The organism is Paraburkholderia sp. BCC1884 (assembly GCF_900996225.1).
Taxonomy (GTDB): domain Bacteria; phylum Pseudomonadota; class Gammaproteobacteria; order Burkholderiales; family Burkholderiaceae; genus Paraburkholderia.
In genome coordinates this window covers 424,967-438,965 of sequence record NZ_CAAJGL010000101.1, presented here as the reverse complement: position 1 = coordinate 438,965, position 13,999 = coordinate 424,967, and the positions used below count along the sequence as shown (strand labels likewise).

The 13,999-nt window shown below is 64.1% G+C and carries 10 protein-coding genes and 1 tRNA gene; 5 read left to right on the top strand and 6 right to left on the bottom strand.

The genetic code is table 11. The features are described 5' to 3' along the window. Positions 1-66: 66 nt before the first annotated feature. On the top strand, positions 67-1,596 hold the full coding sequence (locus FQ705_RS24355; protein ID WP_144145104.1) for a hypothetical protein: 1,530 nt from the start codon (positions 67-69) through the stop codon (positions 1,594-1,596). 70 nt (positions 1,597-1,666) lie between these two features. Here FQ705_RS24355 and FQ705_RS24350 read toward each other — a convergent pair. The 3 genes from FQ705_RS24350 to FQ705_RS24340 form a co-directional block, all read right to left on the bottom strand. Next, positions 1,667-1,756, bottom strand: a tRNA-Ser gene (locus FQ705_RS24350). Positions 1,757-1,902: 146 nt separating this feature from the next. After that, positions 1,903-3,198, bottom strand: coding sequence for a serine--tRNA ligase (gene serS, locus FQ705_RS24345; protein ID WP_144145102.1), 1,296 nt, complete (start codon positions 3,196-3,198; stop codon positions 1,903-1,905). Positions 3,199-3,275: 77 nt separating this feature from the next. Beyond that, on the bottom strand, positions 3,276-4,589 hold the full coding sequence (locus FQ705_RS24340) for a replication-associated recombination protein A (RefSeq protein WP_144145100.1): 1,314 nt from the start codon (positions 4,587-4,589) through the stop codon (positions 3,276-3,278). Positions 4,590-4,893: 304 nt separating this feature from the next. On the opposite strand from FQ705_RS24340, the gene cytX reads away from it, so the two are divergent. Continuing rightward, the gene (gene cytX / locus FQ705_RS24335; RefSeq protein ID WP_144145098.1) at positions 4,894-6,210 is read left to right on the top strand and encodes a putative hydroxymethylpyrimidine transporter CytX; all 1,317 of its coding nucleotides are present in this window, start codon (positions 4,894-4,896) and stop codon (positions 6,208-6,210) included. 91 nt (positions 6,211-6,301) lie between these two features. Here the strand turns inward: cytX and speB are convergent, their stop codons facing one another. After that, a complete protein-coding gene (gene speB, locus FQ705_RS24330; RefSeq protein ID WP_144145096.1) occupies positions 6,302-7,291 on the bottom strand; it encodes an agmatinase in 990 nt (329 codons plus the stop codon). 169 nt (positions 7,292-7,460) lie between these two features. Here speB and FQ705_RS24325 point away from each other — a divergent pair, with 169 nt between their 5' ends. After that, a complete protein-coding gene (locus FQ705_RS24325; RefSeq protein ID WP_144145094.1) occupies positions 7,461-8,381 on the top strand; it encodes a LysR family transcriptional regulator in 921 nt (306 codons plus the stop codon). Positions 8,382-8,442: 61 nt separating this feature from the next. On the opposite strand, the gene lolA is transcribed toward FQ705_RS24325, so the two are convergent. Together lolA and FQ705_RS24315 are read right to left on the bottom strand one after the other, a co-directional pair. Then, positions 8,443-9,177 (bottom strand): outer membrane lipoprotein chaperone LolA, encoded by a 735-nt coding sequence (lolA, locus tag FQ705_RS24320; protein ID WP_144145092.1) that lies wholly within the window; start codon positions 9,175-9,177, stop codon positions 8,443-8,445. Between the two features lie 199 nt (positions 9,178-9,376). Then, positions 9,377-11,692, bottom strand: coding sequence for a DNA translocase FtsK (locus FQ705_RS24315; RefSeq protein WP_144145090.1), 2,316 nt, complete (start codon positions 11,690-11,692; stop codon positions 9,377-9,379). A gap of 334 nt (positions 11,693-12,026) precedes the next feature. Here FQ705_RS24315 and trxB point away from each other — a divergent pair, with 334 nt between their 5' ends. Both trxB and FQ705_RS24305 read left to right on the top strand, forming a co-directional pair. Next, the gene (gene trxB, locus FQ705_RS24310) at positions 12,027-13,028 is read left to right on the top strand and encodes a thioredoxin-disulfide reductase (RefSeq protein ID WP_144145088.1); all 1,002 of its coding nucleotides are present in this window, start codon (positions 12,027-12,029) and stop codon (positions 13,026-13,028) included. Between the two features lie 192 nt (positions 13,029-13,220). Next, entirely contained in the window at positions 13,221-13,991 is a 771-nt protein-coding gene (locus FQ705_RS24305) for a Smr/MutS family protein (RefSeq protein ID WP_144145086.1), read from the top strand. The last annotated feature ends 8 nt before the right edge of the window (positions 13,992-13,999 follow it).

Genomic DNA, 13,999 nt, shown 5'->3' with positions numbered 1-13,999 from the left:
GGCGACCGCTCCACGAACCGAGCGCGATGGACCTGAGCGACCACTCGACTCTGCGGCGAGGCAAACATGGCGCGCGACAATCAGGTCCGACGTTATCCCTGGCTCAGGCTCAGCATCCGGACCGCAGTGCTTGCGTTCTTCGTGTTCTTTTTCGTGCTGATGTCGAGCGGCCGAATGGGCAGTTTCGATGCCGGTCAGCAACTGTCGTCTGCCATGCTCGCGGTCACGCGTCACGATCTGGGTACGCGAACGCCGCCCAATCCCGATTTTTGGGTCGCGGCGCCTAACGGGGTCTATTACGAGCCGCACGATTTGGGCGCCACGCTGCTGATGCTGCCCGGCGCACTGATCGGAGCGAAGCTCAGTCACGCGAGCGTCGACGAAATGGTGAAGAACCCGCCATTGATCTCGAAGGTCGGCGTCGCGCTCACGTACTCGCTCTTCTATGCGTTGGGCTGCTATTTCCTGTTCCTGCTGTTCAGCGAGTTCTACACCGCGCGACAGGCGTTCCTCATCGCGTTCGTGTTTGCGGCCGGCACCTTCTTCCTGCCGTACGCCAAGGTCACCTGGGACGTCGCGCCCTGCGCCGCTGCCATGTGTGCGTTTCTCTATTACGCACAGGGCTTGTCGCGACCCGGCGCGAGCCCGCGCACGTTTATCGCGGCGGGGTTATGGCTTGCCATCGCCTGCACCTTCCGTTATTCGCTGGCGCCGGGCCTGGTCGTCGCCGTGGCATGTCTGGCCTGGCGCACTCGTGGATCGTTGCCGCGCTATGTATTGCTGGGCGCGACGTTCGCCGTCGGCATGATTCCGACTTTTGTCTATAACGCAGTCCGGACCGGCCAGTTCCTGCGCCCCGCCACGGCGAGCGATTACTACCTGAAAGGCGGCAACGCGATGGACGGCAACATCCTGCACGGCCTCGCCGGCTTGCTGTTCTCGCCGAACCGGGGCTTGCTGCTGTTTTGCCCGATCGTCGTCGCGGTCCTCGTGTTGCCATGGGTCTGGCGAAATCTGAACAGCCGCCAGCGCACGCTGATTCAATCGATGACGCTCGGCATGCTCATCTACATGGTGGTGATCGCAAAGCTGAACCACTGGGGCACGTTCGGTTGGGGACCTCGATACCTCGTCCCGTGTCTGCCGGTCCTGTTCCTCGCGGTGGGGCCGTGTCTTCTGGCAATTGCCAGTACGTCGCGCGTTGCTGCGGCTGTGGTCGTGATCGCCGCCGTGTGCTGGAACGTGGCGCCGGCCACCACCAACTGGCACGTGATCATGGCCGAGTACCCGGGCTCCGACCAGCAGGACGCCACCTACCCGTACGCAACCGAAGGTATCTGGAAGGGCTTCTGGATGGGCATGCACGGCGAAACGCTGATGTTCGCCGGTTCCGATCCCAGGTTCGCGCAGCAGGATGAAGGCCGCCGCTTCCCGGATTTCTGGACGTCGCGATTGATCGAGCGTGGACCGAGCGGCCTCGTCGCCGGATGGGGGCTGACGTTGGCCTTGTTACTTGGGATGGCGGCGGCGCTGGCAAGATTGTTCGGCGACGCCCCGAAGCGAACCGGCGATGCGGAGCCGAAGCTGGTGATTTAGTTTGGCGGCGGCCGGAGGGAGACAAAAGCAAAAACCCCGCAGAACTTTCGTTCTGCGGGGTTTTTAAATTTGGCGGAAAGGGTGAGATTCGAACTCACGGTACCCCTAAAGGTACACTGGATTTCGAGTCCAGCGCATTCGACCACTCTGCCACCTTTCCGGGTCTTCCAACTCACAGCGATGAAGCTGCTTCGTCAGATCCAAGCGGGTCGCTGCTTGGGAGAGAAAGATTATAGAACAGCTGATTCCGATTTCCAAGCCCCTCGTCAAACTTTTTCAGCCCAGAGGGGCCTGGACTTCCGGCAATCAGGCCGCCGGCACCGCCAGCCGTTCGATACCGCCGAGATACGGACGCAACGCCGCCGGCACCGTCACCGAGCCGTCGGCGTTCTGGAAATTCTCCAGCACGGCGACGAGCGTGCGGCCCACGGCCAACCCTGAACCGTTCAGCGTGTGCAGCAACTCCGGCTTGCCCTGTGCATTGCGAAAGCGCGCCTGCATCCGGCGAGCCTGGAACGACTCGGTATTCGAGCAACTCGAAATCTCGCGATACGTGTTCTGCGCCGGCACCCACACTTCCAGGTCGTACGTCTTGGCAGCGGAGAAACCCATGTCGCCCGTGCACAGCGTGATCACGCGATACGGCAATTCCAGCTTCTGCAGAATCGTCTCGGCGTGGCCGACCATCTGCTCCAGCGCGTCGTACGACGCGTCCGGCGCGACGATCTGCACCATCTCGACCTTGTCGAACTGATGCTGGCGAATCAGGCCACGCGTGTCGCGACCATACGAGCCCGCTTCCGAGCGGAAGCACGGCGAATGCGCGGTCAGCTTGATCGGCAGCGCGTCCGGTTCGACGATGCTGTCGCGCACCGTGTTCGTCAGCGAAATTTCCGAGGTGGAGATCAGGTATTGCGTAATCGTGTTCTCGTCACCGCCCTTCTCGACGCGGAACATGTCGTCGGCGAATTTGGGCAGTTGGCCCGTGCCGTACAGAATTTCCGGATTCACGATGTACGGCGTGTACACCTCGGTGTAACCGTGGTGTTGCGTATGCGTGTCGATCATGAACTGCGCGAGCGCACGATGCAGCCGCGCAATCTGCCCGCGCAACATGGTGAAACGCGCGCCCGAGAGCTTTGCGCCGGTCTCGAAGTCGAGGCCGAGCGGCGTGCCCACGTCGACGTGATCCTTTACTTCGAAATCGAACTGGCGCGGCGTGCCCCAGCGTCGCACTTCGACGTTTTCGGCCTCGTCCTTGCCCATCGGCACGCTTTCGTGCGGCAGATTCGGCACGCCGAGCAGCAGATCCGACAGACCCTTCTGGATCTCGTCCAGCTTCGCCGCCGACGCCTTCATCTCGTCGCCGATACCGCCGACTTCGGCCATCACCGCCGAGGTGTCCTCGCCCTTTCCTTTCATCGCGCCGATCTGCTTCGACAGGCTGTTGCGGCGCGCCTGCATCTCTTCGGTACGGGTCTGGGTGTCGCGGCGTTCCGCTTCGAGCGCGGTGAAGGCCGCCGTGTCGAGGGTATAGCCGCGGTCGGCGAGTCGCCTGGCGACGCCGTCGAGGTCTTTGCGCAGCAGCTGGATGTCGAGCATGGGATGGGGCGGGTGTTCGTTGTATGAAGGTGGGATTTTAGCGCACCGGCGCGGGCCGCCGGTGCCTTAGATGGTGCTCAGCCCTTCTTCGGCTTGTTCTCGCTGCGCCACTGCGCGTCCAGTTCGGCCAAACGGGCCATCTTGTCGCCGATCTTGCCTTCCAGACCGCGCGGCGTCGGCTCGTACCAATGCGGATCACGCAGGTTGTCCGGCAGATAGGTCTCGCCAGCCGCATAAGCGTCGGGCTCGTCGTGCGCGTAGCGGTATTCGTGACCGTAGCCGAGTTCTTTCATCAGTTTGGTCGGCGCGTTACGCAGATGCACCGGCACGCCACGCGACTGGTCCTTGCTGACGAAGCGGCGCGCCTCGTTGTACGCGTTATACCCGGCGTTCGACTTCGGCGCGACCGCCAGATAGATGATCGCCTGGGCCAGCGCCAATTCGCCTTCGGGCGTGCCGAGGCGCTCGTAGGTTTCCGCAGCGTCGAGCGCGATACGCGCCGCGCGCGGATCGGCGAGGCCGATGTCCTCCCACGCCATGCGTACGATGCGGCGCGCCAGGTAGCGCGGGTCCGCGCCGCCGTCGAGCATGCGGCAGAACCAGTACAGCGCGCCGTCCGGGCTGCTGCCGCGCACCGATTTATGCAGCGCGCTGATCTGGTCGTAAAATGCGTCGCCGCCTTTGTCGAAGCGGCGCAGGTTCTCGGCGAGCGCGCTGCCGAGCAAGGCGCCGTTGATTTCGGTGGTTTTTTGCTGGGCCGCCGCCCGCGCGACGATCTCGAGGTTGTTCAGCAGCTTGCGGCCGTCGCCGTCGGCGGAACCGATCAGTGCGTCGCGAGCTTCGTCGGTGAACGTGAGGCCGCCGAGTTCCTGCTGGGCCCGCTCGAGCAGTTCGGCCTGCTCTTCGTCGGTGAGGCTCTTGAGCACGTAGACGGCAGCTCTCGAGAGCAACGCGCTGTTCACTTCGAACGACGGATTCTCGGTCGTCGCGCCGACGAACACGAACAGCCCCGACTCGACGTGCGGCAAGAACGCGTCTTGCTGGCTCTTGTTGAAGCGATGCACTTCGTCGACGAACACCAGCGTCTGATGCCCGTTCGCGCGATGAATCTGCGCGGTCTCGACGGCTTCGCGGATATCCTTCACGCCCGAGAGCACCGCCGACAACGCGATGAACTCGGCGTGAAAAGCGTCGGCCATGAGCCGCGCGAGCGTGGTTTTGCCGACGCCGGGCGGGCCCCAGAGGATCATCGAATGGGCTTCGCCGGACTCGAAAGCGACCCGCAGCGGCTTGTTCGGCCCGAGCAGATGCTTCTGGCCGATCACCTCGTCGATATTGCGGGGCCGCAGGCGTTCGGCGAGCGGAACATTGGCACGGGTTTCTTCAAACATGACGTTTTGGGGATAATCTCGGCTTTTCCGGACGCGGTCCGTATGAGGCGGCGTGCTGCCGGATGAGTCAAGCCGGCACAGCGAAGTGACGGGCAACGTCCTGCATTATGACAGCGACGCGGCCCGCATGAAGGCCGCGAGGCGTGGCAAAGCCGGAAACATCGCCACGGGTCGAACCGCGAAACATGAACGAGCGCGGCGGGTATGCGCGCCAACACGAACAACGTTGCATGCAGGTCGTCACGCAACCTGACCTGACACGCGACACGAACACGAACACGAACACCAACAGGGACAACACCAGATGGCTCAAGATCCACTCGCCGGCGACGCCGGTTCCACCTACGCGCCGCTCACGCCGGTGCCCGACGCGCGGCGCGCGTTCCGTACCGGCGACGCGTTCGCGCTCTGGTTCTCGCTCGGCATCGGCCTGCTGGTCGCGCAAGCCGGCGCGCTGCTGGTGCCGGGGCTGTCGCTGCCGCATGCGTTGCTCGCCATCGTGATCGGCAGCGTGATCGGCGTGGTCCTGCTGGCGCTGGCCGGCGTGATCGGCACGGACACCGGACTCGCGGCGATGTCGTCGCTGCGGCCCACGCTCGGCGTGCGCGGCGCGTCGGTGCCGGCCGTGCTGAACGCGGTGCAACTGGTCGGCTGGGGCTCGTTCGAAGTGATCGTGATGCGCGATTCCGCCGACGCCCTCGCCAAGCAGTCCTTCGGCCTGTCGATGCCGCTGATCTGGACGGTGATCTTCGGCTTGCTGGCGACCCTGCTGGCGATCAGCGGACCACTCTCGTTCGTGCGCAAATTCCTCCGTACGTGGGGTATCTGGCTGCTGCTCGCGGGCGCCGCGTGGCTCACGTGGAATCTGCTCGCCAAACACGATCTGGCCGCGCTGATGCGCCGTCCGGGCACGGGCGACATGTCGTTCGGCGGCGCGATCGATCTGGTGGTGGCGATGCCCTTGTCCTGGTTGCCGCTCATCGCCGACTACACGCGTTTCGGCCGCAAGCCCGGCGAAACGTTCCGCGGCACCCTGGTCGGCTATGGCATCGCGAACATCTGGTTCTATGCGCTCGGCGCGATCTACGGCCTCGCAGCGGGCGGCGGCGATGCACTGCTGACGGGCGCCCTGGCGCAAGCCGGCGGCGGCCTCGCGCTGCTGCTGATCCTGATCGACGAAATCGACAACGCTTTCGCCGATATCCACTCCGCGGCGGTCTCGACCGGCACGTTCTGGACGCGCGGCAGCGTGCCGATGCTGTCGGCGGCATTCGGTGCGTTGTGCACGCTGGTTGCCCTGCTCGTGCCGATGGCGAAGTATCAGAACTTCCTGCTGCTGATCGGCTCGGTGTTCGCGCCGTTGTTCGGCGTGGTGCTGGTGGATCACTTCATCGTGCGCAAGCGCCGCATCGAAGCCGCCGTGCTCGCCGACGTGCGCGGCCGTTATGGCTTCTCGGGCGGCTGGCATCTGAGCGCGTTCGTCGCGTGGGCCATCGGCATCGTGTCGTATCAGGTCATCAATCAGTGGCTGCCGAATCTCGGCGCCACCTTGCCGTCGCTCGCGATCGGCGCGCTGTGTTATCTCGCGTTCGTCTCGGCACGTAAGACCGCGTACGCCTAAGCGTTTCGTTGCGTCCATTAGAAGTAGAAGAAGTAGAAAAGGCCTGCAAATGCAGGCCTTTTCTATTCAAGGCATGCCAGCGCAAATCGGCTTATCGCGACGCAGCCCGATACTCGACACCCGGCAGCACGCACAACAATTCGAACGCGAGATTCGCGCCCAGCAGAGCGGTCGTACCGAACGGATCGTACGGCGGCGCCACTTCGACCAGATCGCAGCCGACGATATTCAAGCCGTGCGAGCCGCGAATGATCTCCAGCGCCTGCGGCACTGTGAGACCCGCGATTTCCGGCGTGCCCGTGCCCGGCGCGAAGGCCGGATCGATACCGTCGATATCGAACGTGATGTACACCGGGCCATCGCCCATGCGTTCGCGAACCCGCGCCATCAGCGGTACGAGCGACTGGTTCCAGCAGGCCTCGGCCTGCACGACTTCGAAGCCCTGATCGCGGCACCAGTCGAAATCTTCCGCTGCGTAGCCCGTGCCGCGCAAGCCGATCTGCACGACGCGATCGCAGTCGAGCAGCCCCTCTTCCACCGCGCGGCGAAACGGCGTGCCGTGCGCGATTTTTTCGCCCATCATCGTGTCGTTGACGTCGGCGTGCGCGTCGACGTGAATCAGTCCGACTTTGCCATGCTTGCGATGGATCGCGCGCAGAATCGGCAGCGCGATAGTGTGATCGCCGCCCAGCGTGATCGGCTTGCAATCGTGCTGCAGAATCTCGTCGTACGCGGCTTCGATGCGCGTGATCGAGTCGAGCAGATTGTACGGATTGATCGCGACGTCGCCGAGATCGGCCACTCGCAGCGAATCGAAGGGCGCCGCGCGCGTCGCCATGTTGTACGGGCGCAGCAGCACGGACTCACTGCGGATCTGGCGCGGGCCGAAACGCGCGCCGGTGCGGTTCGAGGTGCCGAGGTCAAACGGCACGCCGACGAAGCAGGCGTCGAAGCCTTCCGCCGAGCCGACGTTCGGCAGGCGCATCATCGTGGTAATGCCGCCGCAGCGGGGCATGGCGTTACCGGACAGCGGTTGCGGCCGTTCGCCGGCTTCTGGGGAAATGAAAGCAGAGGTATTCATCGTGTCTCGGCAATGAAAAGGGGGCAGCAAGCAAAATCGTGTGAATCGGCTCCGGAAAAGCATCGGAATCGCACCTTGCCGTCGAATCTGGATTTTTGAGCAGTTTGACGGAAGTTAAAATAGCGACGCGGTAAACTTCACATTGATTTTTAGCGATGTATCCTGACGTATGTTCTCTCAACTCACCGATCTCGACCTGCGGCTGATCCGCGTGTTTCTCGCCATCGTCGACGCGGGCGGCGTCTCGCCGGCGCAGGCCACGCTCAACGTCGGCCAGTCGACCATCAGTACGCAACTCGCCACGCTGGAGACGCGCCTCGGCTATCGCCTGTGCGAACGCGGTCGCGGCGGCTTCAGCCTGACCGCGCGCGGCGAGCAGTTCATCGACGCGGCCCGTGCCCTGCTATCCGCCGTCGACACCTTTGGCATGCAGGCACGCAATGTCGGCCGCAAGCTGGTAGGCACGCTCGACATCGGCATGATCGGCCACACGCCGGTGTCGGCGAGCGCGCGCATCAGCGATGCGATCGGCCGGTTTCGCTCCCGCGATCAGTCGGTGCGTTTTTCGATTCTGGTGCGCTCGCCGGGCGAGCTGGAAGAGCTGCTGCTCAATGGCCGGATTCAGGTGGGTATTGGGTACTTCTGGCATCGCGTGCCGTCGCTCGAATACACCGAGGTATTTGCGGAAGACCAGTTCGCCTACTGCGCGAAAGGTCACCCCTTGTTTGCGCAAGCCGGCGAGGTGCCGCCCGCCGAGGCCGCACAGCATGAATGGGCGTGGCGCAGTTATCCGCTGCCCGAGGCCGAGAGTTCGACGTCGCCGCAAAACGTGACCGCCGTCGCGGACAACATGGAAGCGGTCGCGATGCTGGTGCTGTCGGGACATCACCTCGGCTATCTGCCGGGGCATTTCGCGGCACCCTTCGTCAAGCAGGGGCTGCTTGCTGCGTTGAACCCGGCGCAAATGCGCTATCGCGTGGCGTTTCACATGGTCACGCGTGCGCGCCAACATCGCACCGATATCGTCGAAGCATTTATCGACGATATGAAAGCGGCGCATCCAGCCCAGGAGTTGGAAGCGAACGAGTAGGCCATAAAAAAACCGCGCTAACTGCGCGGTTTTTTTGCGAAGCCCGAAACAGGCGATGCGGTTAGCCGTTGATCACGTCCGCGCCCTTCGGCACCGTGAACTTGAACGCATCGGCCGGCAACGGCGGGTTCTTCTGAATGTTCGAGAAGGTCAGCAGCGTCACGTTGCCAAACACGTCGTGCAATTCCATGGCTTCGAGATTGCCGTCCTTGAAGCCGATGCCCACGCGCTGGAATTGCGTGTCTTTCGCCTTCGGCGTCAGTTCGAGCCAGTCGATGCCGGCCTTCACGCCCGCATCTCGCAGCGTGAAGTTCTTGTCCAGATCGTTGCTGCCGAACAGGATCGCCGCCGGGCTCGCGCCGAGTGCGCCGCCCAGACTGCGCACCGTGACCTGATTCAGATCCTTGTCGTACACGTAGAGCTTGTCGCCGTCCGCTTGCAGCAGCTGCGCGTAGGGCTTCTCGTATTGCCAGATGAACTTGCCGGGACGCGCAAACGTGAAGGTGCCGCTCGACGTACCGGTCTTGCTCGCGCCCGTGGTGGACAACGCGCCGCTCGCGCTCTGCGCCTTGCTCGGCGCGCGTACTTCCTGCTGAACGAAGGTGCCGCGCGCCGAATGCACTTGCGCGACGAACGCCTTCAATTGTTCGGTGCCGCTCGCGAATGCCTGCGACGCGACGAGCATCGACGCGCCGATCGCCACGGTCCCGACGCTGCGTACGAGCGTGCGGGCGAGTTGGCCGATGCGGCTGGATTGAGCATTCAGTCGAGCGTGCTGCTGCGCGAATCGCTGCATGTAGTTTTCTCCCTTGATTGAATTCGTTGAGCGCTCGCGCAGCCTGTCGGTGCTGGCCACGCGGCGCTCTGGTGGCGCAGTTGCCGATAAGGGCACGCGGCTCGCCTTTAGCCTTGTGTCACGTAGCTTAGGCGGCCAGCCTTAAACGAGCCTTAGAGGACGGCACGACAACGGAATTCGGACCGTGACGCTCGACGCCCTATTCCGCTTCCCGCGCCGGCGCGAGAATCTCGCGATTGCCGTTCGACGACATCGACGACACCACGCCCGAGTTTTCCATCTGCTCGAGCAGGCGCGCCGCACGGTTATAGCCGATGCGCAAATGCCGCTGCACCAGCGAGATCGACGCACGACGGTTCTTCAACACGACGTCGACGGCCTGGTCGTACAACGGGTCCGACTCGCCGTCGCCCGATCCGGTTCCACCCGCGCCCGCTGAGCCTTCGTCGCCCTCGCCGGACACGCCGCCTTCGAGAATGCCCTCGATGTAGTTCGGCTCGCCGTGTTCCTTGAGCTTGTCGACCACCCGATGCACTTCTTCATCCGACACGAACGCACCGTGTACACGCACCGGCAAACCGCTGCCGGGCGGCAGATACAGCATGTCGCCCATACCGAGTAGCGATTCCGCGCCCTGCTGGTCGAGAATCGTGCGCGAGTCGATCTTCGACGACACCTGGAAGGCCATTCGCGTGGGCACGTTGGCCTTGATGAGGCCGGTGATCACGTCGACCGACGGACGCTGCGTCGCCAGAATCAAATGGATGCCCGCCGCACGCGCTTTCTGCGCGATCCGCGCGATCAGCTCTTCGACCTTCTTGCCGACCACCATCATCAGGTCGGCCAGTTCGTCGATCACGATCACGATGTTCGGCAGACGCGCGAGCGGTTCCGGATCGTCCGGCGTGAGGCTGAACGGATTCGGCAGCTTCTCTTCGCGCCTGGTGGCTTCGTCGATCTTGTTGTTGTAGCCGGCGAGGTTACGCACGCCGAGCTTGCTCATCAGCTTGTAGCGGCGCTCCATTTCGGCGACCGCCCAATTGAGCGCGTGACCGGCCTGACGCATGTCCGTGACCACCGGACACAGCAGATGCGGAATCCCTTCGTAGACGCTCATTTCGAGCATCTTCGGATCGATCAGGATCATGCGGACCTGGTCGGCGCTCGCCTTGTAGAGCAGCGACAGAATCATCGCATTGATACCCACCGACTTGCCCGAGCCGGTCGTACCGGCCACCAGCAAGTGAGGCATCTTCGCGAGGTCGGCGCACACGGGCTTGCCGCCGATGTCTTTGCCAAGGCCCATGGTCAGCGGCGAGGCCGCGTCTGCATACACGGCCGAGCCGAGAATCTCCGAAAGGCTCACGGTCTGGCGGCGCTGGTTCGGCAACTCCAGCGCCATGAAATTCTTGCCTGGAATCGTTTCGACCACGCGGATCGATACGAGCGAGAGCGAACGCGCCAGGTCCTTCGCGAGGCCGACGATCTGGCTGCCCTTCACGCCGGTGGCCGGCTCGATCTCATAGCGCGTGACGACCGGCCCCGGATAGGCCGCGACCACGCTCACTTCGACGCCGAAGTCCTTGAGCTTCTTCTCGATCAGACGCGAGGTGAATTCGAGGGTGTCGGCGGAAATGGTTTCTTGCGCGGCGGGCGCGGCGTCGAGCAGCGAGATCGGCGGCAAGGTCGAATCGCCCGGCAAATCCGTGAACAACGGCACTTGCCGCTCTTTCTCGACGCGCTCCGATTTCACCGGCGTGACGACCGGCGGCACGATCATGACCGGCTCGTGTTCCTCGATCCGCACCCGGCCCTTTTCGACTTTCCCTTCGCGCTTCACCGCAGCGGCTTCGCCCAGCTTGCGATCGCGGCCGGCCTCGCGGCGCAGCTTCGCAAAGGTCACGGCGGAAATGATCGATTCGCCCACCTTCTCGGACACCGACAGCCACGAAAACCGGAAATACAGCGACAGGCCGATCGCCAGCACGATCAGCAACGCCAGCGTGCCGCCCGTGAAGCCGAGCGCATGCGAAACACCGCGCGCCACCGCCTCACCGATCACGCCGCCCGGCGCGCGCGGCAATTGCACTTTCAGCGACCACATGCGCAGCGCCTCGATGCCGTCGCAGGCAAGCAGCACGAGCATGAACGCGAACGCATCCGCCAGCCAGCTGACGTCGCGCGGACGATCCTCTTCGACTTCTTCCTGACGGGTGATGCGCTTGTAGTTGGCGGAGATATGACGGCCGAGCAGCGCGATCCACCAGTAAGCGGACAGGCCGAACAGCAGCAGCAGGATGTCGGACGTCCACGCGCCCACGCGACCCGCCCAGTTGCCGATATGGTCGACCTGCGCGGCGTGCGTCCAGCTCGGATCGTGCCGGCTGTAACTGACGAGCGCCATGAGCAGGAAGACGCCGAGCGCCACCTGCAGGATCCAGCGGATTTCGGTGAAAAGGCGCGACATGCGATGCGGCAACGCCTGCGCGCTCGCGGAATAGGGAGCTTTTGCCATTGATCCTGTTGCGTGTAAGGCCGATTCCGGCTGGGCGTCGCGGCCGACGCCTCGCCCAGCGCGGTTCCGGCCCGATCCCGGCTGCCGGGAACTTCGATCCGGCCTATTGTAAACGCAGTGTCCCGCGTGAGGCTGTAAATGACGGTAACTTGGCCGTTTGGCCACAGAAAGCCGCCTGGCGGCGGGTCGCCACGCTATCGGCGCGATGAGAAAGCTTCATGGAGCAGGCTCGCGCCCCGCCCTTTATAATGCCGGACTGATACCCATCTCTCATTTAGGTTCAAGTCGCGCGGCCTCGCATGGGCGAGCCCGGCGTCGTCAAAGGATTTCGATCATGCCCGCTACTTCCACGAAACACGCCAAGGTTCTGATTCTCGGTTCCGGTCCCGCCGGCTACACGGCGGCGGTCTATGCGGCACGCGCCAACCTCTCGCCGGTGCTCGTCACGGGTCTGGCCCAAGGCGGCCAGCTGATGACCACCACCGACGTCGAAAACTGGCCGGCCGACGCCCACGGCGTGCAAGGCCCGGAACTGATGGGGCGCTTCCTGGAGCACGCCGAGCGCTTCAACACCGAGATCCTGTTCGACCATATTCACACGGCCAAGCTGGATGAAAAGCCGATTCGCCTGATCGGCGACTCGGGCGAGTACACCTGCGACTCGCTGATCATCGCGACCGGCGCATCGGCGCAATACCTCGGCCTGCCGTCGGAAGAAGCGTTCATGGGCAAGGGCGTGTCGGCTTGCGCCACTTGCGACGGCTTCTTCTACAAGCAACAACACGTGGCCGTGATCGGCGGCGGCAATACCGCGGTCGAGGAAGCCCTGTACCTGTCGGGCATCGCCAGGAAAGTGACGGTGATCCATCGCCGCGACAAGTTTCGCGCCGAGCCGATCCTGATCGACCGTCTGCTGGCCAAGGAAAAAGAAGGCCTCGTCGACATCAAGTGGAACAACACGCTCGACGAAGTGACGGGCGACCAGACCGGTGTGACCGGCCTGCGCATCAAGAACACGCAAACCGGCGCCACGGAAGATCTCGCGCTGCAAGGCCTGTTCGTGGCGATCGGCCACAAGCCGAACACCGATATCTTCGCCGGCCAGCTGGAAATGAAGAACGGCTACATCATTACCAAGGGCGGCCTGAACGGCTTCGCGACCGCCACCAGCGTGCCGGGCGTGTTTGCTGCCGGCGACGTGCAGGACCACGTGTATCGTCAGGCGATCACCAGCGCGGGCACGGGCTGTATGGCCGCACTCGACGCGCAACGCTACCTCGAAACCATCGACGAGATGGCTGGCGAGCATGCGATGAGCCAGGAAGCCGAGCGTTAATGCGAGCCGTGCCCGCGATGTGGCACGGCGGTCGTCGGCAACGCCGGGCGCAACGGTAAAATGGCGGCTGGGCCTGGCCCGGCCGTCTGTCTGGAAAAGGCCGCGGCTGACAAGCCGGCGGCCTTTTTTACATTCCGCTCGCCAGGAAACCATTCCGCGCGACCGACCTCCTTTTCTGCGTGTATTACCGATATGCCGAAGAATCAGCCCCATCCGAGCGAACCGAAACGCGCGCGAGCCGTTGCCAAACCCGCGCCGGAACCGGCCGCGCCCGCCGCCCGGCCGAAGCTCGACGCTGCAGCGGGTCTGGCCGGACTCGGCGCGTTGCGCGACGCCTTGAAGGGCGATACGCAACGGCGTGAACGCGAGCGCGCGGCGGCCGCAGCGGCCCAGCGCGAAGCCTCGGTGGACGCCGATCTGTTTCGCCGCGAGATCGGCGCGGTCGCGCCGCTCGCGGTGCCGCCGCGCGCCACGCTGCCGCGCAATCCCCCGCCGCCGCTGCCGGTGCAAACCCGACTCGACGAAGAAGCCGTCCTGCACGAAGCCATCTCGGACGAATTCGATCCGGAGGTGCTGCTCGAAACCGACGAGACGCTCTCTTACTGCCGGCCCGGCATCAGCCAGGAAGTCGTGCGCAAACTGCGGCGCGGCGACTGGATCGTGCAGGCGCAAATCGACCTGCACGGCATGCGACGCGAGGAAGCGCGCGAAGCGCTGGCGGAATTCATCCGCGAATCGGTGAAGCGCGGCTTGCGCTGCCTGCGCGTGATTCACGGCAAGGGTCTGGGTTCGATCGGCAAGGAACCGGTGCTGAAGGGCAAGGTACGCGCCTGGCTCGTGCAGAAGTCCGAAGTGATCGCGTTCTGCCAGGCGCGTCCGCACGATGGCGGTGCCGGTGCGGTGGTCGTGCTGTTGCAGCCGGGCACAGCGCCCGCGCACGCTCACGCTCACGCCAGATCCTGAGGCGGCAA

Coding starts and splice junctions, on each gene's coding strand:
- FQ705_RS24355 (WP_144145104.1), top strand. CDS start 67: ATGGCGCGCGACAATCAGGTCCGACGTTATCCCTGGCTCAGGCTCAGC.
- trxB (WP_144145088.1), top strand. CDS start 12,027: ATGCCCGCTACTTCCACGAAACACGCCAAGGTTCTGATTCTCGGTTCC.
- lolA (WP_144145092.1), bottom strand. CDS start 9,177: ATGCAGCGATTCGCGCAGCAGCACGCTCGACTGAATGCTCAATCCAGC.
- speB (WP_144145096.1), bottom strand. CDS start 7,291: ATGAATACCTCTGCTTTCATTTCCCCAGAAGCCGGCGAACGGCCGCAA.
- cytX (WP_144145098.1), top strand. CDS start 4,894: ATGGCTCAAGATCCACTCGCCGGCGACGCCGGTTCCACCTACGCGCCG.
- FQ705_RS24305 (WP_144145086.1), top strand. CDS start 13,221: ATGCCGAAGAATCAGCCCCATCCGAGCGAACCGAAACGCGCGCGAGCC.
- FQ705_RS24325 (WP_144145094.1), top strand. CDS start 7,461: ATGTTCTCTCAACTCACCGATCTCGACCTGCGGCTGATCCGCGTGTTT.
- FQ705_RS24340 (WP_144145100.1), bottom strand. CDS start 4,589: ATGTTTGAAGAAACCCGTGCCAATGTTCCGCTCGCCGAACGCCTGCGG.
- FQ705_RS24315 (WP_144145090.1), bottom strand. CDS start 11,692: ATGGCAAAAGCTCCCTATTCCGCGAGCGCGCAGGCGTTGCCGCATCGC.
- serS (WP_144145102.1), bottom strand. CDS start 3,198: ATGCTCGACATCCAGCTGCTGCGCAAAGACCTCGACGGCGTCGCCAGG.